The 16,949-nt window shown below is 61.4% G+C and carries 23 protein-coding genes; 11 read left to right on the top strand and 12 right to left on the bottom strand.

Annotated features, from left to right (window positions below):
- Positions 1 to 14 precede the first annotated feature (14 nt).
- The 6 genes from BLO80_RS26810 to BLO80_RS26785 form a co-directional block, all read right to left on the bottom strand.
- Positions 15 to 254 carry a BolA family protein gene (locus BLO80_RS26810; RefSeq protein WP_007953556.1) on the bottom strand — a complete coding sequence of 80 codons (240 nt, stop codon included), beginning with the start codon at positions 252 to 254 and terminating at the stop codon, positions 15 to 17.
- 115 nt (positions 255 to 369) lie between these two features.
- Positions 370 to 675 carry an STAS domain-containing protein gene (locus tag BLO80_RS26805; protein WP_092333328.1) on the bottom strand — a complete coding sequence of 102 codons (306 nt, stop codon included), beginning with the start codon at positions 673 to 675 and terminating at the stop codon, positions 370 to 372.
- Between the two features lie 8 nt (positions 676 to 683).
- A complete protein-coding gene (locus tag BLO80_RS26800) occupies positions 684 to 1,337 on the bottom strand; it encodes an MlaC/ttg2D family ABC transporter substrate-binding protein (protein WP_092333293.1) in 654 nt (217 codons plus the stop codon).
- An 11-nt stretch (positions 1,338 to 1,348) separates the two neighbouring features.
- Positions 1,349 to 1,816: an outer membrane lipid asymmetry maintenance protein MlaD gene (mlaD, locus tag BLO80_RS26795; RefSeq protein WP_003178020.1), complete on the bottom strand. Its 468-nt coding sequence runs from the start codon at positions 1,814 to 1,816 to the stop codon at positions 1,349 to 1,351.
- The gene (mlaE, locus tag BLO80_RS26790; RefSeq protein ID WP_092333295.1) at positions 1,816 to 2,613 is read right to left on the bottom strand and encodes a lipid asymmetry maintenance ABC transporter permease subunit MlaE; all 798 of its coding nucleotides are present in this window, start codon (positions 2,611 to 2,613) and stop codon (positions 1,816 to 1,818) included. Before mlaE ends, mlaD begins: the two co-directional genes overlap by 1 nt.
- On the bottom strand, positions 2,613 to 3,422 hold the full coding sequence (locus BLO80_RS26785; protein ID WP_092333297.1) for an ATP-binding cassette domain-containing protein: 810 nt from the start codon (positions 3,420 to 3,422) through the stop codon (positions 2,613 to 2,615). The genes mlaE and BLO80_RS26785 overlap by 1 nt, the downstream gene beginning before the upstream one ends.
- Positions 3,423 to 3,695: 273 nt before the next feature.
- On the opposite strand from BLO80_RS26785, the gene BLO80_RS26780 reads away from it, so the two are divergent.
- From BLO80_RS26780 to BLO80_RS26735, 10 genes are all read left to right on the top strand, one after another.
- Complete coding sequence (locus BLO80_RS26780) at positions 3,696 to 4,670, top strand: KpsF/GutQ family sugar-phosphate isomerase (RefSeq protein ID WP_092333299.1); 975 nt, start codon at positions 3,696 to 3,698, stop codon at positions 4,668 to 4,670.
- On the top strand, positions 4,671 to 5,195 hold the full coding sequence (locus BLO80_RS26775; RefSeq protein ID WP_060739154.1) for a KdsC family phosphatase: 525 nt from the start codon (positions 4,671 to 4,673) through the stop codon (positions 5,193 to 5,195).
- A gap of 7 nt (positions 5,196 to 5,202) precedes the next feature.
- A complete protein-coding gene (gene lptC / locus BLO80_RS26770; RefSeq protein WP_092333301.1) occupies positions 5,203 to 5,772 on the top strand; it encodes an LPS export ABC transporter periplasmic protein LptC in 570 nt (189 codons plus the stop codon).
- The gene (gene lptA / locus BLO80_RS26765) at positions 5,759 to 6,304 is read left to right on the top strand and encodes a lipopolysaccharide transport periplasmic protein LptA (protein WP_092205006.1); all 546 of its coding nucleotides are present in this window, start codon (positions 5,759 to 5,761) and stop codon (positions 6,302 to 6,304) included. Before lptC ends, lptA begins: the two co-directional genes overlap by 14 nt.
- Complete coding sequence (lptB, locus tag BLO80_RS26760; protein WP_072410876.1) at positions 6,304 to 7,029, top strand: LPS export ABC transporter ATP-binding protein; 726 nt, start codon at positions 6,304 to 6,306, stop codon at positions 7,027 to 7,029. The genes lptA and lptB overlap by 1 nt, the downstream gene beginning before the upstream one ends.
- 164 nt (positions 7,030 to 7,193) lie before the next feature.
- Positions 7,194 to 8,687: an RNA polymerase factor sigma-54 gene (locus BLO80_RS26755; RefSeq protein WP_092333303.1), complete on the top strand. Its 1,494-nt coding sequence runs from the start codon at positions 7,194 to 7,196 to the stop codon at positions 8,685 to 8,687.
- A 76-nt stretch (positions 8,688 to 8,763) separates the two neighbouring features.
- A complete protein-coding gene (gene hpf / locus BLO80_RS26750) occupies positions 8,764 to 9,072 on the top strand; it encodes a ribosome hibernation-promoting factor, HPF/YfiA family (RefSeq protein ID WP_003178005.1) in 309 nt (102 codons plus the stop codon).
- 12 nt (positions 9,073 to 9,084) lie between these two features.
- Entirely contained in the window at positions 9,085 to 9,549 is a 465-nt protein-coding gene (ptsN, locus tag BLO80_RS26745; protein ID WP_092333305.1) for a PTS IIA-like nitrogen regulatory protein PtsN, read from the top strand.
- Positions 9,550 to 9,551: 2 nt separating this feature from the next.
- Positions 9,552 to 10,409, top strand: coding sequence for an RNase adapter RapZ (rapZ, locus tag BLO80_RS26740; protein ID WP_092333307.1), 858 nt, complete (start codon positions 9,552 to 9,554; stop codon positions 10,407 to 10,409).
- Positions 10,410 to 10,424: 15 nt separating this feature from the next.
- On the top strand, positions 10,425 to 10,700 hold the full coding sequence (locus tag BLO80_RS26735) for an HPr family phosphocarrier protein (RefSeq protein WP_092333309.1): 276 nt from the start codon (positions 10,425 to 10,427) through the stop codon (positions 10,698 to 10,700).
- A 203-nt stretch (positions 10,701 to 10,903) separates the two neighbouring features.
- Here BLO80_RS26735 and BLO80_RS26730 read toward each other — a convergent pair whose 3' ends face one another.
- The 6 genes from BLO80_RS26730 to pmbA form a co-directional block, all read right to left on the bottom strand.
- Positions 10,904 to 11,794: a ZIP family metal transporter gene (locus BLO80_RS26730; protein ID WP_092333311.1), complete on the bottom strand. Its 891-nt coding sequence runs from the start codon at positions 11,792 to 11,794 to the stop codon at positions 10,904 to 10,906.
- 19 nt (positions 11,795 to 11,813) lie between these two features.
- The gene (locus BLO80_RS26725) at positions 11,814 to 12,437 is read right to left on the bottom strand and encodes a superoxide dismutase (RefSeq protein ID WP_092333314.1); all 624 of its coding nucleotides are present in this window, start codon (positions 12,435 to 12,437) and stop codon (positions 11,814 to 11,816) included.
- Between the two features lie 2 nt (positions 12,438 to 12,439).
- Positions 12,440 to 12,880: a hypothetical protein gene (locus tag BLO80_RS26720; protein ID WP_092333316.1), complete on the bottom strand. Its 441-nt coding sequence runs from the start codon at positions 12,878 to 12,880 to the stop codon at positions 12,440 to 12,442.
- A gap of 27 nt (positions 12,881 to 12,907) precedes the next feature.
- On the bottom strand, positions 12,908 to 14,284 hold the full coding sequence (locus BLO80_RS26715) for a class II fumarate hydratase (RefSeq protein ID WP_092333318.1): 1,377 nt from the start codon (positions 14,282 to 14,284) through the stop codon (positions 12,908 to 12,910).
- Positions 14,277 to 14,672, bottom strand: coding sequence for a hypothetical protein (locus BLO80_RS26710; RefSeq protein WP_053118468.1), 396 nt, complete (start codon positions 14,670 to 14,672; stop codon positions 14,277 to 14,279). Before BLO80_RS26710 ends, BLO80_RS26715 begins: the two co-directional genes overlap by 8 nt.
- Before the next feature lie 281 nt (positions 14,673 to 14,953).
- Positions 14,954 to 16,300 carry a metalloprotease PmbA gene (gene pmbA, locus BLO80_RS26705; RefSeq protein WP_060739165.1) on the bottom strand — a complete coding sequence of 449 codons (1,347 nt, stop codon included), beginning with the start codon at positions 16,298 to 16,300 and terminating at the stop codon, positions 14,954 to 14,956.
- Between the two features lie 108 nt (positions 16,301 to 16,408).
- Between pmbA and yjgA the strand changes: the two genes are divergently transcribed.
- The gene (gene yjgA, locus BLO80_RS26700; RefSeq protein ID WP_072410857.1) at positions 16,409 to 16,933 is read left to right on the top strand and encodes a ribosome biogenesis factor YjgA; all 525 of its coding nucleotides are present in this window, start codon (positions 16,409 to 16,411) and stop codon (positions 16,931 to 16,933) included.
- Positions 16,934 to 16,949: the final 16 nt, after the last annotated feature.

Genomic DNA, 16,949 nt, shown 5'->3' with positions numbered 1-16,949 from the left:
CGAGGCCCTTGGGCTCAGGTGCGCTCGGCCCAGGCCGCGCTGCTGAAAAATTTCATCGTGACCGCGTGGATGCTGCCATCGGCAATCCATGGGTTCAAATGGGCATAGATGCTCTGCTGGCGCTTCACTGGGCTCAATGCCGCCAGTTCATCGCTGATCACGTTCAGCTGGAAGTTGCAGCCTTCGCCTTCAACTTCCACCTGCGTACCAGGCAGCTTTCCTTCAAGGAAGCTCTTCACTTCTACAGCCTGCATGCTCAACCTCAATCGGCGCCCTGTGCGCGCGGGTCGCACATCATACAAAAAAGCCCCGCGCCTGCGAACCCCGCGAAGCAGGACTCTGACGGGGGGACTTTTCCAACAATGTGGGTCAGGAGTGCGCCAACAGCTCGGTCAGCTCGCTGACCTGGGCTATTTCGCGCATGTCTTCGGGCATCCCACGGATGCTCCACGTTTTGCCGGCCGCCTTGGCGTCCCGCATGAAGCACAGCAGCAGCGACAAGCCGACACTGCTGGACTTCTGCACCGCCGAGCAGTCAATGACCACCTCGGCGGCACCGACGGACTTGATCAGCGCCTGGCCCTGCTTGCGCAAGGCCGGGCCGGTGCGGTAGTCCAGCACGCCACTGAGCAGCAGCTCACCCGCGTTACCCAGACGAACGGCCGACTCACTCACCGACTCGATCATTGTTCCTGCTTCTCTTTGGCTTCTTCGGTCACTTCCTTGGCCTTGGCGACTTCACCGGCCCAACCGTCGATGGTCTTGTCCAGGTCGTTGCCGTTGCGCTGCATCGCGTCGGCGAACTGATCGCGGAACAGCTTGCCGATGTTGATGCCGTTGATGATCACGTTGCGCACCTTCCACTCGCCGTTGATCTTCTCCAGCGTGTAGGAGACAGGGTAAACCGCGCCGTTGTTGCCCTTGACCTGCATGTCGACGCTGGTGCGGGTGCCGCTTTCGTCCTTGGCCGGGGAAACGGTGATGCCCTGGTTGTTGTATTCCAGCAAGGCGTTGCCATAGAACTGCATCAGGCTGCGCTTGAAGTTCTCCTGGAAGCGGGTCATCTGCGCCGGGGTAGCCTTGCGCGAGTACTTGACGGTCATGATGCTCTTGGAGATGCCATCGGCGTCCACCACAGGGCCGACGATGCCGTTCAGCGCGTCATAGAACGCACTGGGGTCTTGCTTGTACTTCTCTTTATTGGCGGCAAGGTCCGCCAACAACCGGGTGGTCGTGTCCTGGATGATGTCATGGGCCGAAGGCGCGGCCACGGCGTTGGCCATCAACGGCAGCGCCGCGAGCAGCACCAACAGGCTACGTCGCAAGATAGAGATCATTCAAAAGCTCCTCATTTGGCGTCTTTGCTAACGGTATTGAGCAGGAATTTACCGATCAGGTCCTCGAGCACCAGGGACGACTGCGTGTCATGGATGACGCCGCCGTCCTTGAGCACGGTGTCCTCCCCTCCCACGCTGATGCCAATGTATTTCTCGCCCAGCAGCCCGGCCGTGAGGATAGATGCCGTGGAGTCAGTCGGCAGGTTGTCCACGCGCTTTTCCAGCTGCAGCGTCACCCGACCGGTGAAATCCTCGCGGTTCAGATCGATTGCCGTGACCTTGCCGATGGTCACACCGGCCATGGTCACCTTGGCTCTGACCGTCAAACCGGCGATATTGTCAAAATTGGCATAAAGTTTATAAGTATCGGTGCTTGCCGTCGGCGCCAGTCCACTGACCCGCAAGGCCAGCAGCAACAAAGCCAGGATGCCAGCCAGCAAGAAAAGGCCGACACCGATTTCCAGGGTGCGGTTTTGCATCAGAAATCTCCAAACATCAAGGCGGTCAGAATAAAGTCGAGGCCCAGGACCGCCAGCGAGGCGTACACCACGGTCTTGGTTGTGGCACGGCTGATCCCCTCTGAAGTGGGCTCACAGTCATAGCCTTGAAACACGGCGATCCAGGTCACGACGAACGCGAACACGGCACTTTTGATCACGCCATTGAGGACATCATCGAGGAAGTCGACGCTGTTTTGCATGTTCGACCAGTAGGAACCTTCATAGACCCCCAGCCAGTCGACGGCCACCCAGGAGCCGCCCCAGATCCCCACGACGCTGAAAATCATCGCCAGCACCGGCAGGGAAATGAAGCCGGCCCACAGGCGCGGGGCAATGATGTACTTGAGTGGATCAACACCGATCATTTCCAGGCTGGACAACTGTTCGGTTGACTTCATGTTACCGATTTCAGCCGTCAGCGCCGAACCGGCGCGCCCGGCGAACAGCAGCGCCGTCACCACGGGGCCCAGCTCACGCAGCAGCGTCAGGGCGACCATCTGCCCGACCGCCTGCTCCGAACCGTAGCTGGACAAAATGCTGAAGCCCTGCAGCGCCAGCACCATGCCGATGAAGATCCCGGAGACCACGATGATCACCAGGGACATCACGCCCACCGAGTGCAACTGCTTGACCAGCAGGCCAAAGCCGCCGCCCGTCGCGTTGCGACCGAGCAAGGCGTGCATCAGGAACAGCGAGGAACGCCCCAGCACCGCCACCACATCGATGCCGGAGCGACCGAACAGACGAACTTTTTCCAACAGTGATTTCTTGCGCATCAGCGCTTCCCCAGCAGATCGGTACGGTAATCCGTGGCCGGAAAATGGAACGCCACCGGCCCGTCCGGATCACCCTTCATGAATTGGCGAATACGCGGGTTGTCCGAATCCGCCAGTTCCTGCGGTGTGCCCTGCCCCAACACCTGGCCCTCGCCGACCACATAGATGTAGTCGGCAATGCTGGCGGTTTCGGCCAGGTCATGGGAGACCACGATACTGGTGATGCCCAGCGCATCGTTGAGCAGGCGGATCAGCCGCACGAGCACACCCATGGCGATCGGGTCCTGGCCGACGAAGGGTTCGTCGTACATGAGGATCTTCGGATCGAGGGCAATCGCCCGCGCCAGCGCGACCCGCCGCTTCATGCCGCCGGACAGCTCGTCGGGCATCAGGTCGATGGCGCCACGCAGCCCGACGGCCTGCAACTTGAGCAGGACGATGTCGCGGATCATCTCTTGCGGCAGGTCGGTATGGACCCGCAGCGGAAACGCCACGTTCTCGAACACATCGAGGTCGGTGAACAGCGCGCCGCTCTGAAACAGCACGCCCATGTGCTTGCGCGCATCGAACAGGTCGCTGCGAGACAATTGGGGAAGATTCTGGCCATTGACCCAGACTTCGCCGGCGCTGGGACGCAACTGCGCGCCCATCAGCCGCAACAGCGTGGTCTTGCCACACCCGGAGGGCCCCATGATGCCGGTGACCTTGCCCCGTGGTATGCGAATATCGATGTCATTGAAAATGCTGCGCGTCCCTCGCTTGAAGGACAGGCCCTTCAGCTCGACCGCGTAGGCGTTGTCGGCACTCATCTAAACTCCTTGCGATGCAGCCTCACATTCGAATGCCCTGGGCAGCCGACAAGCGCCGGTACCGCCGGGCACGCGAACCGGCGGCGAACTATATCACTGCAACAGCCAAGCGCCCAAGGCCAACGCCCCGCCCGTTAAGCCTGGCTTAAGGTAAAAGCCACATTTTATGTCAAACGTTGTGCCCCCTTGAACAAAGCATGACGAACTTACGTGAGGGAATTGTTCATTACCGCTATAATCGCCGCCTTTTCATCGGGCTATACGATTTCAGACATGAGCCAATCCAGCGACCTGATTCAATCGGCACAACGTACCATCCGCCTCGAGCTCGAAGCCGTGCAAGGCTTGCTGCCCCATATCGACGCTGATTTCGTACGCGCCTGCGAGATGATTCTGGCCAGCAAGGGCCGCGTGGTCGTGGTCGGCATGGGCAAGTCCGGGCACATCGGCAACAAGATCGCCGCTACCCTCGCCAGCACCGGCACCACGGCCTTTTTCGTCCATCCGGCCGAAGCCAGCCATGGGGACATGGGCATGATCACCCGGGACGACATTATCCTGGCCCTGTCCAACTCCGGCTCCACCAACGAGATCATCACCCTGCTGCCGCTGATCAAGCGCCTGGGCATCCAGTTGATCAGCGTGACCGGCAATCCCGACTCGCCGCTGGCCAAGGCCGCCGAAGTGAACCTCAATGTCAATGTCGAACACGAAGCCTGCCCGTTGAACCTGGCACCGACCTCCTCCACCACCGCGGCCCTGGTCATGGGCGACGCCCTGGCCGTGGCGCTGCTGGAAGCCCGGGGCTTCACCGCGGAAGACTTCGCCTTTTCCCATCCCGGTGGCGCCCTCGGCCGTCGCTTGCTGCTGAAAGTCGAAAACGTGATGCACGCCGGCCAGGAACTGCCGCAGGTCGTGCGCGGCACGCTGCTCAAGGACGCGCTCATGGAAATGACCCGCAAGGGGCTGGGCATGACGGTGGTCCTGGAGGCCGACGGCAAGCTTGCCGGGATCTTTACCGACGGCGACCTGCGCCGCACCCTGGACCGCACCATCGACATCCACAGCGCGACCATCGAGCAGGTCATGACCCCCCACGGCAAGACCGCCCGCGCCGAGATGCTCGCCGCCGAGGCCCTGAAAATCATGGAAGACCACAAGATCAGCGCCCTGGTGGTCGTCGATGACGAAGACCGTCCGGTAGGCGCCCTGAACATGCACGATCTGCTGCGTGCGGGAGTCATGTAAATGAACACAGACCTGTTGCAACGTGGCAAAGCCATCAAGCTGGCCGTGTTCGATGTGGACGGCGTGCTGACCGACGGTCGCCTGTACTTCCTCGAAGACGGCAGCGAGTTCAAGACCTTCAACACCCTCGACGGCCAGGGCATCAAGATGCTGATGGCCGCCGGGGTACAGACGGCTATCATCAGCGGCCGCAAGACCCCGGTGGTCGAACGGCGTGCGAAGAACCTCGGCATCCCGCACCTTTACCAGGGACGCGAAGACAAACTGGTGGTGCTGGACGAGCTTCTGGGCCAACTCAACCTAAGCTATGAACAGGTGGCCTACCTCGGTGACGACCTGCCAGACCTGCCGGTGATTCGCCGGGTCGGCCTGGGCATGGCGGTCGCCAACGCGGCCAGCTTCGTGCGCGAGCATGCCCACGGCATCACCACGGCGCGAGGCGGCGAAGGTGCCGCCCGCGAATTCTGTGAACTGATCCTGCGCGCCCAGGGCCGCCTCGAAGCGGCCAACGCCGCGTACCTGTGAGCCATTTATGCTGAGCAAAAAGATTCGCACCGTTGCGGTGTTTGCCTGTATCGCGGCGATTTTCGCCGCGGTGGGCTATTGGAACATCAGCCCCGAACGGTTTCTCGACCAGCCCGCGGCCCAGGTCGAGGAACGGATCGACTGGTATGCGACCAACACCCATACCCTGCAGTACCTGCCCGATGGCAAGGTGCAATATGAGATGACGTCCGACAAGGTTGACCACGTAAAAGCCACTGACATTACGCTGGTCACCAAGCCGGACCTGAACATGTTCCGCGGCACCGAATTCCCGTGGCACGTGCAGAGCGAGCACGCCGAAGTCAATTCCGGCGGTACCGAAGTGGAACTGATCGACTCGGTACGCGTCGCCCGAACCGACGAGAAAAACCGCACGACCATCATCACCAGCACACGCATGACCGTGTTCCCACAGCAAGAATATGCGCAGACCGAGCAACCCGTTAGAATCGACGGCGCCGGGGGTGTATCGACCGGCACGGGCATGAAAGCGTATTTGAAGGAAAGCAGGATACACCTGCTATCGAACGTAAGAGGACAGTATGAAGCTCGCTAAAACCCTCCCTATTTTGCTCAGTCTGGGCGCAGCACTGGGAAGCGCGAGCGCCTGGGCTCTTCCCAACGACCGCGACCAGCCTATCCGCATCCAGGCCGACGACGCCCAACTCGACGACAAGAATGGCGTCGCCACTTATAAAGGTGATGTGATCATCACCCAGGGTTCGATGAAGGTCACCGGCAACACCGTGACCATCACCCGCACCCCGACCGGCGATATCGATGTGGTGACCTCGGTGGGCAACCTGGCCTATTTCGAGCAACTGCAAACCGCGGGCGATACCAAGCCGGTACAGGGCTACGGGGTGACCATCCAGTACCACGCCGCCCAGGATCGCGTGGTCCTGATCGACCGTGCCAAGGTCGTCGACAAGGACAACAACGTCACCCAGGGCGAGAAAATCGTCTACGACACCGTCAAGAAACTGGCCAGCGCCGGCCGCGCCACCGGCAGCAAAGTGACCGAGCAGCGTCCGCGGATCGACATGGTGATCCAGCCTAAAAAGAAAACCGAGCAGAAGGCCCAGTAATGGCAACTCTGAAAGCCCAGCACTTGGCCAAGAGCTACAAGGGCCGGCAAGTCGTGCGTGATGTCAGCCTGTCCATCGACAGCGGCCAGATCGTCGGCCTGCTCGGCCCCAATGGCGCGGGCAAGACCACCTGCTTCTATATGATCGTCGGCCTGGTCCAGGCCGATCAGGGTCGCGTGCTGATCGACGACCTGGATGTCAGCCACCAGCCGATGCACGGCCGGGCGAAGGCCGGGATCGGCTATCTGCCGCAAGAAGCGTCGATCTTCCGCAAACTGTCGGTCGCCGACAACATCATGGCGATCCTCGAGACCCGCAAGGAGCTCGACAAGGCCGGCCGCCGCCAGGAATTGGAAAGCCTGCTGCAGGAATTCCACATCAGCCACATTCGCGACAACCTGGGCATGAGCCTGTCGGGTGGCGAACGGCGCCGCGTGGAAATCGCCCGAGCCCTGGCCACCGCACCGAAGTTCATCCTGCTCGACGAACCGTTCGCCGGCGTGGACCCGATCTCGGTGGGCGACATCAAGCAGATCATCCATCACCTCAAGGCCAAGGGCATCGGCGTGCTGATCACCGACCACAACGTGCGCGAGACCTTGGATATCTGCGAAACCGCCTACATTGTCAATGACGGCCAATTGATCGCCGAAGGTGACTCCGCCGCGATCCTGGCCAACGACCTGGTCAAGGAAGTTTACCTGGGCCATGAGTTCCGGCTGTAAGCACACGTGTCTGGCGAATTGCCTGGGCGTCGCTTAATTTTATTATGGCGACGCTCTAGGCAAACACTTCAGTTTCAGGCATATAATTTGCTTAAGTTTGGCGCTCCGGCGCCCTGTAGTGGATGGCGCATGTGCGCCGGCGAATAAGGTGTTAAGCCCCTGCCATGAAACCATCGCTAGTCTTGAGAATGGGCCAGCAGCTGACGATGACACCGCAGCTGCAACAGGCCATCCGCCTGCTCCAATTGTCGACCCTGGACCTGCAACAGGAAATCCAGGAGGCCCTGGAGTCCAATCCGATGCTCGAACGCCAGGAAGAAGGCGACGACTTCGACAACACCGATCCTCTGGCCGACAACGTCGAGCAGAAGACCAATACCGAGATCCCGGAACCGTCCTACCAGGAAGCCGCCCCAACGGTGGATAACCTCGAGGATGGCGAATGGAACGAGCGCATCCCCAACGATCTGCCGGTCGACACGGCCTGGGAAGACGTCTACCAGACCAGCGCCAGCAACCTGCCCAGCAACGATGACGACGAGTGGGACTTCACCACCCGCACCTCGGCCGGCGAAAGCCTGCAAAGCCACCTGCTGTGGCAACTGAACCTGGCGCCGATGTCCGACACCGATCGCCTGATCGCCGTGACCCTGATCGATTGCATCAACAACCAGGGCTACCTGGACGAGACCCTCGAAGAGATCCTCGAAGCCTTCGACCCCGAACTCGACATCGAGCTGGACGAGATCGAAGCCGTCCTCCATCGCATCCAGCAATTCGAACCGGCCGGCATCGGCGCCCGCAACCTGGGCGAGTGCCTGCTGCTGCAACTGCGCCAGTTGCCTGCCAAGACGCCATGGCTGGCCGAAGCCAAGCGATTGGTCACCGATTACATCGACCTGCTGGGCGGTCGCGACTACAGTCAGTTGATGCGGCGCATGAAGCTCAAGGAAGATGAACTGCGCCAGGTCATCGAGCTGGTCCAGAGCCTCAACCCGCGCCCCGGCTCGCAGATCGAATCCACTGAGCCTGAGTACGTGGTGCCCGACGTGATCGTGCGCAAGCACAACGATCGCTGGCTGGTGGAGCTCAACCAGGAGTCGGTGCCCAAGCTGCGGGTCAACGCCCAGTACGCCGGCTTCGTCAAGCGCGCCGACACCAGCGCCGACAACACGTTCATGCGCAACCAGTTGCAGGAAGCCCGCTGGTTCATCAAGAGCCTGCAAAGCCGCAACGAAACCCTGATGAAGGTGGCCACCCAGATCGTCGAGCATCAGCGCGGCTTCCTGGAATACGGCGACGAAGCGATGAAACCGTTGGTCCTGCATGACATTGCCGAGGCAGTGGGCATGCACGAGTCGACGATTTCCCGGGTGACCACCCAGAAATTCATGCATACCCCCCGGGGCATCTATGAATTGAAATACTTTTTCTCCAGCCATGTCAGCACCTCCGAAGGCGGCGAATGCTCGTCCACGGCCATCCGCGCGATCATCAAAAAACTGGTGGCCGCGGAAAATCAGAAAAAGCCGTTGAGTGACAGCAAGATCGCTGGTTTACTGGAGGCACAAGGCATTCAGGTGGCCCGCCGTACCGTCGCCAAATACCGTGAATCCCTCGGGATCGCGCCTTCGAGCGAACGCAAGCGGTTGATGTAACAGGCCACGCCACAGCGTTCCAGTGGCAGGCATTTCTGCCTGCCGCTTTATGCACTGGCAACGAAGGAGAAGCTGTATGCAAGTCAACATCAGTGGACACCAACTGGAAGTGACCGAACCCCTGCGCACCTACATCGGCGAAAAACTCGACCGGTTGGAGAGGCATTTCGACAAGATCACCAACGTGCAAGTCACGATGAACGTCGAGAAGCTGCTGCAGAAAATCGAAGCCACGCTGCATATCCCCGGCGGAGAAGTGGTCGCCAACGCAGAGCACACAGACATGTATGCCGCGATTGACCTGCTGACCGACAAGCTGGATCGCCAACTCAAAAAGCATAAGGAAAAGACCCAGAGCCTCCTCCAGGGCGCGACCGGTCGTTAACCCCCCCAATCCATGATCCGACTAGAAACCATCCTGACCCCCGGCCGTTCCCAAGTGAACGCGCCGGGCGGCAGTAAAAAGAAAGCCCTCGAACAAATTGCCAACCTGATCCACCGCGAGGTGTCGGATCTGGGAATGCAGGACGTCTTCGAGGCGCTGGTTGCCCGTGAAAAACTCGGTTCCACCGGTTTTGGCAACGGCATCGCCATTCCCCACTGCCGCCTCAAGGGTTGTACCGCGCCAATCAGCGCACTGTTGCACCTTGAAGCCCCCATAGATTTCGACGCCATCGACGGCGCCCCGGTCGACCTGCTGTTCGTATTGCTGGTTCCGGAAGCGGCGACCGATGCGCACCTCGAGCTGCTGCGCCAGATCGCCAGCATGCTGGACCGCAAGGAAGTGCGCGAAAAACTGCGCAGCGCGCCGAGTAACGAAGCTCTGTACCAGGTGGTCCTGGACGAGCAGAACGGTCATTAAACATGCGCATGATCATCGTCAGTGGCCGCTCCGGCTCCGGTAAAAGCACGGTCCTCAACGTGCTTGAGGACAGCGGCTACTATTGCATCGACAACCTGCCCGCCGGCCTGCTGCCGGAACTGGCCGAGCGCGCCCTGATCCACACCGAGCTGGCGCAGCCGCTGGTGGCGGTGTCCATCGATGCGCGCAACCTGCCGAGCCACCTGTCGCGCTTTCCCGAACTGCTCGAGGAAGTGCGCAGCCGGCATATTCAATGCGATGTGTTGTACCTGGATGCCGATGAAGAGACGCTGCTCAAGCGTTTTTCCGAAACCCGCCGGCGTCACCCGCTGAGCAACGCCAACCGCTCCCTGGCCGAAGCCATCGAGGATGAAAGCCAGCTGTTGGGGCCGATCGCCGACCTGGCGGACCTGAAGGTCAACACCACGCACCTGAACCTGTATCAGTTGCGCGACACGATCAAGCTGCGCCTGCTGAACCAACCGGAGCCGGGCACGGCGTTCCTGGTGGAGTCGTTCGGCTTCAAGCGTGGCATGCCGGTAGACGCCGACCTGGTGTTCGATGTGCGTTGCCTGCCCAACCCCTATTGGAAACCGGAACTGCGCGAGCAGTCCGGGCTCGATCAGCCAGTGATCGACTACCTGGCCGCACAGCCGGACGTCGAGGAAATGTATCAGGACATCTCCAGCTACCTGCTCAAATGGCTACCCCGCTTTGCCGCGAGCAACCGCGCCTATGTCACGATCGCTATCGGCTGTACCGGCGGCCATCACCGCTCCGTCTACCTGACCGAACGCCTCGGCCAGCTCCTGCAAAAATCCCTGAAGAATGTCCAGGTTCGCCACCGCGACCTCAGCTAAAGGATTCACACCGCGATGCCTGCTCAGGAAATTGAAATCATCAACAAGCTGGGTTTGCATGCCCGAGCGTCGGCCAAGTTTGTCGGAGTCGCGGGACAGTTCAAGGACACCACCATCAGGGTCGGCCGCACACCGGAGTCCACGGTCGACGGTAAAAGCATCATGGCGATGATGATGCTCGCCGCCGGCAAGGGCACCAAGATCTACCTGAGCACTGAAGGGGATCAGGCGAAGGAAGCGATGGATGCCCTGGTGGACCTGATCAACCGATACTTCGACGAAGGCGAATAACGGCCCAAGCCAGGCGAGCTTGTTGGGCTGACAGAGCTGGCTTTTGTGGCGAGGGAGCTTGCTCCCGCTCGGCTGCGAAGCAGTCGTAAACCGCCATACGCCGCATCGCCGTGATGAAACAGGGTGCTGCTTCGCAGCACAGCGGGAGCAAGCTCCCTCGCCACAAAAGTCCCTTGCCACAAGCCCTCTCCCCCAGACCTGCATCACGCCAACGCCGTATCCAGCACCATCATCAGACAAAACCCCACCAACAACCCCAGGCTCGCCAGTTTCTCGTGACCATTGCGGCGGGATTCGGGAATGACCTCGTGGGTCACCACCAGCAGCATCGCCCCAGCCGCCAACGCCAGGCCCAGGGGCAAGAGCAGCTCGGCCAAGCTCACCAACCAGGCGCACAGCAGCGCGAACACGGGCTCGACCAGCCCTGACGCCGCGCCAATCAGGAACGCCTTGACCCGCGACATGCCAGCCGTGGCCAGTACCAACGCGATCACCAGCCCTTCGGGGACATCCTGCAAGGCGATGCCCATCGCCAGGCTGTCGGCATCCGGCATGCCGCCGCCCGCCGACACGCCCACCGCCATGCCTTCTGGAATGTTGTGGGCGATGATGGCGAACACGAACAACCAGATCCGCGGTGCAATGATCGGGCGTCCCGGCGCCGCCACCAGCCTTTCGGGGTTGGCCGAGACCTTGCGGTCCACCAGGTACAATCCGAATGCCCCCGACAGAATGCCAAAGCAGATAAGGCCGCTGGCCGCCCAAGGCGTGAATCCCAACTGCTCGGCCGCGGCAATGCCCGGCACGATCAGCGAAAACGCCGTGGCAGCGAGCATCACCCCGGCACCGAAGCCCAGCAGCGAATCGCTCACGGCCTGGGGCATGCGCCGGATGACCAGCACCGGCACGGCCCCCAGCGCGGTGCCCAAGGCACAAAGTCCGCCGCCCTGAAGAGCTCGCAACAGCCTGGGCTCCAGATCCAGCCACGCCAGGCCCTGGGCCGCCAATAACGTCATCCCGGCCAACAGCAGCAATGACCCCAAGGCATAGCGGAACATCCGTCCGCTTCCAATCGCCAGTGTTTGAGTATCCATAGTCAGCCTTGGAGGGTGTTCATGAAGGACTCGACGCCAGCGCCGCCTGATAGCGTCGGGCGACTTCAGGCCAATTGATCACGTTGTAGAAGGCGCTGATGTATTCCGGACGACGGTTCTGGTAGCGCAGGTAATAGGCATGCTCCCAGACGTCCAGGCCAAGAATCGGCGTGTTGCCATTCATCAGCGGACTGTCCTGGTTACCGCTGCTCTCCACCACCAGGGTCTTTTGCGAGGTCACGCTCAACCAGGCCCAGCCGCTGCCGAAACGGGTCAGTGCCGCTTTGGTGAACGCTTCCTTGAAACGCTCGATACCGCCCAGTTGCGCATCGATCGCCGCCGCCAGGGCCCCCTCGGGCAAACCGCCGCCCTGGGGCGTCATCACCTCCCAGAACAACGAATGATTGGCATGGCCACCCCCCTGGTTGATCACCGCGGCCTTCAGGCTGGGCGGCAACTGCTCCACGCTGGACACCAGTTTTTCGACAGGCCACCCGGCGTACTCGGTGCCGTCCACCGCCGCGTTGAGGTTATTGATGTAGGTCTGGTGATGCTTGGTGTAGTGGATCTCCATGGTTTGCGCATCGATGTGCGGTTCCAGGGCGTCGTAGGCGTAGGGCAATGCAGGCAAGGTAAAAGCCATGTTCAATGGACTCCATGATGAAGAGGGGCATTGCGCTGCCGGGGCGTAGCGGCATTGCAATGCAGCAGGCGCTGGGTGCGTGGGTACTCACCGTGCTCGCTGATGAAATTCAGCAGTTCGACGTAGGTCTTGTGGCTCTGGCGTTGCGCGGCGGCGCGTAGGGCCGGTGTCAGGCGTTCGTCCTGCATCGTCTGCAACAACCGTTGGTGGATCGCACACAAGTATTCGGCGCTCTCCTCCGGCTGGTTCAGGCGCAAGTGCAGGTCCGCCAGGTTGTGATGGGAGACGACGCAAGCAGCGACCGCTTCGTCGGCATCCGCCCAGCGCTCGAACAACACTTGGGCCAGCGCCAGAGCTTGCAGGTAGGCTTCGCGGGCATCCACCAGCTCGCCCAACATGAAACAGCGATTGGCCCGTTCGATCGTACGTTTCCAGTGTTCCATGGTGAGTCCTCCACACAGGTGTCGGGGTTACACGCCGCCGGCGGTGAGCTTCTCCGGGTCCAGCAGGACTTCGAGTTCGCTGCGAGACAGGTCGGTGTGTTCCAGGGCGACATCGATAACCGGTCGGCCTTGCTGATAAGCCTTCTTGGCGATTTCAGCGGCCTTCTGGTAACCGATGATCGGATTCAGCGCGGTCACCAGGATCGGGTTGCGCGACAACGCTTCCTTGAGCCTGGCTTCGTTGACCTTGAACGTGGCGATGGCCTTGTCCGCGAGCAAGCGGCTGGCGCTGGACATCAGGGCGATGCTGCTCAGCAGGTTCTGGGCGATGATCGGCAACATCACGTTCAATTCGAAGTTGCCCGATTGACCGGCAAGGGTGATCACCGTGTCGTTACCGATCACCTGGGCCGCGACCATCGCGGTGGCTTCGGGAATGACCGGGTTGACCTTGCCGGGCATGATCGAGGAGCCCGGTTGCAGGCCTTCGAGTTCGATCTCGCCCAGGCCCGCCAGCGGCCCGGAGTTCATCCAGCGCAGGTCGTTGGCGATTTTCATCAGCGACACGGCCGTCGTCTTGAGCTGTCCGGAAACCGCCACGGCGGTGTCCTGGGAGCCGATCAGCGCGAACAGGTTCTTGCCCGGGGTGAATTGCACGTGGGTCAATTGCGTCAGTTGTTGGCTGAACAGCTCGGCGAAGCGCGGATGGGCATTGACCCCTGTGCCGACCGCCGTGCCGCCCTGGGCCAGGGATTGCAGGCTCGGCAGCAGGTCCTGCAAGTGGCCGATATTGGCCTTGAGCTGTTGCGCCCAACCGTCGAGCACCTGGCTCAGGCGCACCGGCATGGCGTCCATCAGGTGGGTGCGACCCGTCTTGATGAACGGGTGGACTTCTTCGGCCTTGCGCTCGATCACCTGCACCAGGTGCAACAACGCCGGCAGCAGTTGCTCATGCAAGGCAAGCGCGGCACTGACATGTATGCTGGTGGGGATGATGTCGTTGCTGCTCTGGCCGCAGTTGACATGGTCGTTCGGGTTGATCGTCTCTCCCAGCAGGCCGCTGGCGAGGGTGGCGATCACTTCGTTGGCGTTCATGTTGGAGCTGGTGCCGGAGCCGGTCTGGAAGATATCCACCGGAAAATGATCCATGAAACGGCCTTCGAGCAGCCCCAGGGCGGCATCGACGATGGCCTTGCCCTGGGCCGCGCTGATCTGCTCCAGCTCCACGTTGGCCCGGGCGGCCGCGGCCTTGGCCAGGATCAGGGCGCGGATGAATGGCGCTGGCATCCGCTGGCCGCTGACCGGGAAATTATCCACGGCACGCTGGGTCTGGGCGCCATAGAGGGCATCCACCGGGACGTGCAGCTCGCCCATGCTGTCGCGTTCGATACGGGTATTACTCATCGGGAGATCCTTGCACCAGTTCAATAAGGGGAATCGAGGGCGCCAGGGCGCAGGTCGCCAGCGCCCAGGCATGGCTCTGCCAGCGCTTGAGGCGGCAGCGGCACAGTGATTGGCGTTCGAGGTCACGCAGGGGGCGCCAGGCCTGGTCGAGGCAGAGGCTGCGCCAATGCCAGGGCAGCGCGACATCCGAAGCGGTGTCGAGCAGCAGGCGGAAGGCGGTTTCGGAGATCATCCACGGCGAGGTGGCGGTGCAACAGGCCAGGTAGCGGCCCTCGGCCAGGTAGTGCTCAATCAGCCGCGGCTCGTCCGGGTTCATCGCGCAACGGATCTGGCGGCTCATCCAACGCCAGCTTTCAAGGTAGGGTTGTTCGTGCAGGGCAGAACTCATGACCGGGGCTCACACTCGGCGAATGAGATTCATTATTAGATGATAATAAGAAGCAACACAACTGTAAGTCGGTACAAAATTCATCGTGGCGAGGGAGCTTGCTCCCGCTGGTCTGCGAAGCAGACCCTGTCTATCAGGGCCTTCATGCTTTCGCTGCTGTTGAGATTTTTGCGGCTGCTGCGCAGCCGAGCGGGAGCAAGCTCCCTCGCCACAGAGGTCTGCGAACATAAAAAAGGCGCGTCATCCACTTGGATGACGCGCCTTTTTTCTGCGATTGAAGATCAGCTACCCGCCACCGTCATCCGCTCGATCAGTACCGAGCCGGTGCGGATGTTGCTGCGCAGTTCCAGGTCATTGCCCACGGCCACGATCTGCTTGAACATGTCGCGCATGTTCCCGGCGATGGTGACTTCCTGGACCGGGAACTGGATCTCGCCGTTCTCGACCCAGAAACCCGCCGCGCCACGGGAATAATCGCCGGTGACCATGTTCAGGCCATGGCCCATCAGTTCCGTCACCAGCAGACCCCGGCCCATCCGCCGCAGCAAAGCGGCCTGGTCTTCTTCGCCATGGGTCACGAACAGGTTATGCACGCCACCGGCATTGGCGGTGCTCGGCATGCCCAGTTTGCGTCCCGAATAGGTGCCGAGGATGTAGGACACCAGCTCGCCCTTTTCCACGAATGGCTTGGCGTAGGTGGCCAGGCCATCGCCGTCGAACGCGGAGCTGCCCATGGCCTGCATCAGGTGCGGACGCTCGTCGATGGTCATCCATTCCGGGAACAGTTTCTGGCCCAGCGCGCCTTCGAGGAACGACGACTTGCGGTACAGGTTGCCGCCGGACACCGCCGACAGGAAGCTGCCGAACAGGCCACCGGCCAGCTCGGCAGAAAACAGCACTGGCACTTCGCACGTCGGCACCGGCCGTGCACCCAGGCGGCTGGCCGCCCGTTGCGCGGCTTTCTGGCCGATGCTCACCGGGTCCGCCAGCAAGGTGCCCTGGCGGTTGACGTCGTACCAGTAATCACGCTGCATCTGGCCGTTGGCTTCGGCGATCATGACGCAGCTGAGGCTGTGGCGGGTCGATGCATAACCGCCGATGAAACCGTGGCTGTTGCCGTAGACGCGGCAGCCCTGGTGGGTATTGAGCGTCGTACCGTCGGCATTCTTGATCCGCGAGTCGGCATCGAACGCCGCCGCTTCGCAACGCAGCGCCTGCTCGATGGCCTGTTCAGGGGTGATGTCCCAGGCGTGAAACAGGTCGAAGTCCCGCAGTTCCTTGCACATCAGCGCGGCATCGGCCAGGCCCGAGGCTTCGTCTTCGGAGGTGTGCTGGGCAATCGCCAGTGCCGCGGCGACGGTTTCGCGAATTGCATCCGGGCCGCTGGCCGACGTGCTGGCCGAGCCTTTGCGCTGGCCCACGTACAAGGTGATGCCAAAGCCCTGGTCTCGATTGAATTCGACGGTTTCCACCTCGCGCTGGCGTACCGACGTCGACAGGCCCTGCTCCAGGGACACCGCCACCTCGCACGCACTGGCGCCTTGTCGCTTGGCCTCGGCGAGGATCTGCTCGACTTGTTCCTGCAGTGCCGGCAATGCTTGCGGGCCGACGCTTTGAACTGCACTCATGGTGTTCTCCACTCAAATTCTGTTTTCGGTGATGGCCATCGAGCGACCGGGCCGGACAAGCGGCCCCCGACTGGTTATCATGGCGGCGTTTCTTTGCGGACTGCCACCATGGTTGATTCTTACGACGACTCCCTCTACGAGGGTGAAAAAAGCAAATCCCAGGTCAAACGCGAGCTGCATGCTCTGGTTGACCTCGGCGAGCGCCTGACAACACTCAAGCCTGACTTGCTGGCCAAATTGCCTTTGACCGACGCCTTGCGTCGGGCCCTGGCCGATGCGCCCAAGCACACCGCGCATATCGCGCGTAAACGGCACCTGCAATTCATCGGCAAACTGATGCGCGATCAGGACACTGACGCCATCCTGGTGCTGCTCGATCAACTCGATGCCTCCACCCGGCAGTACAACGAACGCTTCCACAACCTGGAGCGCTGGCGCGATCGCCTGATCGCAGGCGACGACGGCGTGCTGGAAAAATTCGTCATCGACTACCCGGAGGCCGATCGCCAGCAATTGCGCTCCCTGATCCGTCAGGCCCAGCACGAACTGGCGCAGAACAAGCCACCGGCCTCGAGCCGTAAAATCTTCAAGTACATCCGTGAGCTGGACGAGACTCAACGCGGCTTGCGCTGAGTAACGCCCACGGGTG

Source organism: Pseudomonas sp. NFACC56-3, assembly GCF_900100025.1.
Classification (GTDB): Bacteria; Pseudomonadota; Gammaproteobacteria; order Pseudomonadales; family Pseudomonadaceae; genus Aquipseudomonas; species Aquipseudomonas fluorescens_AA.
The sequence above is the reverse complement of the archived record's forward strand: the minus strand, read 5'-3'. Positions and strand labels throughout refer to the sequence as shown.

What these genes read in the sequence shown, in the direction of transcription:
- BLO80_RS26810 (WP_007953556.1), bottom strand. Translation starts at nt 254, where the DNA reads ATGCAGGCTGTAGAAGTGAAGAGCTTCCTTGAAGGAAAGCTGCCTGGT.
- BLO80_RS26800 (WP_092333293.1), bottom strand. Translation starts at nt 1,337, where the DNA reads ATGATCTCTATCTTGCGACGTAGCCTGTTGGTGCTGCTCGCGGCGCTG.
- mlaD (WP_003178020.1), bottom strand. Translation starts at nt 1,816, where the DNA reads ATGCAAAACCGCACCCTGGAAATCGGTGTCGGCCTTTTCTTGCTGGCT.
- mlaE (WP_092333295.1), bottom strand. Translation starts at nt 2,613, where the DNA reads ATGCGCAAGAAATCACTGTTGGAAAAAGTTCGTCTGTTCGGTCGCTCC.
- BLO80_RS26785 (WP_092333297.1), bottom strand. Translation starts at nt 3,422, where the DNA reads ATGAGTGCCGACAACGCCTACGCGGTCGAGCTGAAGGGCCTGTCCTTC.
- BLO80_RS26780 (WP_092333299.1), top strand. Translation starts at nt 3,696, where the DNA reads ATGAGCCAATCCAGCGACCTGATTCAATCGGCACAACGTACCATCCGC.
- BLO80_RS26775 (WP_060739154.1), top strand. Translation starts at nt 4,671, where the DNA reads ATGAACACAGACCTGTTGCAACGTGGCAAAGCCATCAAGCTGGCCGTG.
- lptC (WP_092333301.1), top strand. Translation starts at nt 5,203, where the DNA reads ATGCTGAGCAAAAAGATTCGCACCGTTGCGGTGTTTGCCTGTATCGCG.
- lptA (WP_092205006.1), top strand. Translation starts at nt 5,759, where the DNA reads ATGAAGCTCGCTAAAACCCTCCCTATTTTGCTCAGTCTGGGCGCAGCA.
- lptB (WP_072410876.1), top strand. Translation starts at nt 6,304, where the DNA reads ATGGCAACTCTGAAAGCCCAGCACTTGGCCAAGAGCTACAAGGGCCGG.
- BLO80_RS26755 (WP_092333303.1), top strand. Translation starts at nt 7,194, where the DNA reads ATGAAACCATCGCTAGTCTTGAGAATGGGCCAGCAGCTGACGATGACA.
- hpf (WP_003178005.1), top strand. Translation starts at nt 8,764, where the DNA reads ATGCAAGTCAACATCAGTGGACACCAACTGGAAGTGACCGAACCCCTG.
- ptsN (WP_092333305.1), top strand. Translation starts at nt 9,085, where the DNA reads ATGATCCGACTAGAAACCATCCTGACCCCCGGCCGTTCCCAAGTGAAC.
- rapZ (WP_092333307.1), top strand. Translation starts at nt 9,552, where the DNA reads ATGCGCATGATCATCGTCAGTGGCCGCTCCGGCTCCGGTAAAAGCACG.
- BLO80_RS26735 (WP_092333309.1), top strand. Translation starts at nt 10,425, where the DNA reads ATGCCTGCTCAGGAAATTGAAATCATCAACAAGCTGGGTTTGCATGCC.
- BLO80_RS26730 (WP_092333311.1), bottom strand. Translation starts at nt 11,794, where the DNA reads ATGGATACTCAAACACTGGCGATTGGAAGCGGACGGATGTTCCGCTAT.
- BLO80_RS26725 (WP_092333314.1), bottom strand. Translation starts at nt 12,437, where the DNA reads ATGGCTTTTACCTTGCCTGCATTGCCCTACGCCTACGACGCCCTGGAA.
- BLO80_RS26720 (WP_092333316.1), bottom strand. Translation starts at nt 12,880, where the DNA reads ATGGAACACTGGAAACGTACGATCGAACGGGCCAATCGCTGTTTCATG.
- BLO80_RS26715 (WP_092333318.1), bottom strand. Translation starts at nt 14,284, where the DNA reads ATGAGTAATACCCGTATCGAACGCGACAGCATGGGCGAGCTGCACGTC.
- BLO80_RS26710 (WP_053118468.1), bottom strand. Translation starts at nt 14,672, where the DNA reads ATGAGTTCTGCCCTGCACGAACAACCCTACCTTGAAAGCTGGCGTTGG.
- pmbA (WP_060739165.1), bottom strand. Translation starts at nt 16,300, where the DNA reads ATGAGTGCAGTTCAAAGCGTCGGCCCGCAAGCATTGCCGGCACTGCAG.
- yjgA (WP_072410857.1), top strand. Translation starts at nt 16,409, where the DNA reads ATGGTTGATTCTTACGACGACTCCCTCTACGAGGGTGAAAAAAGCAAA.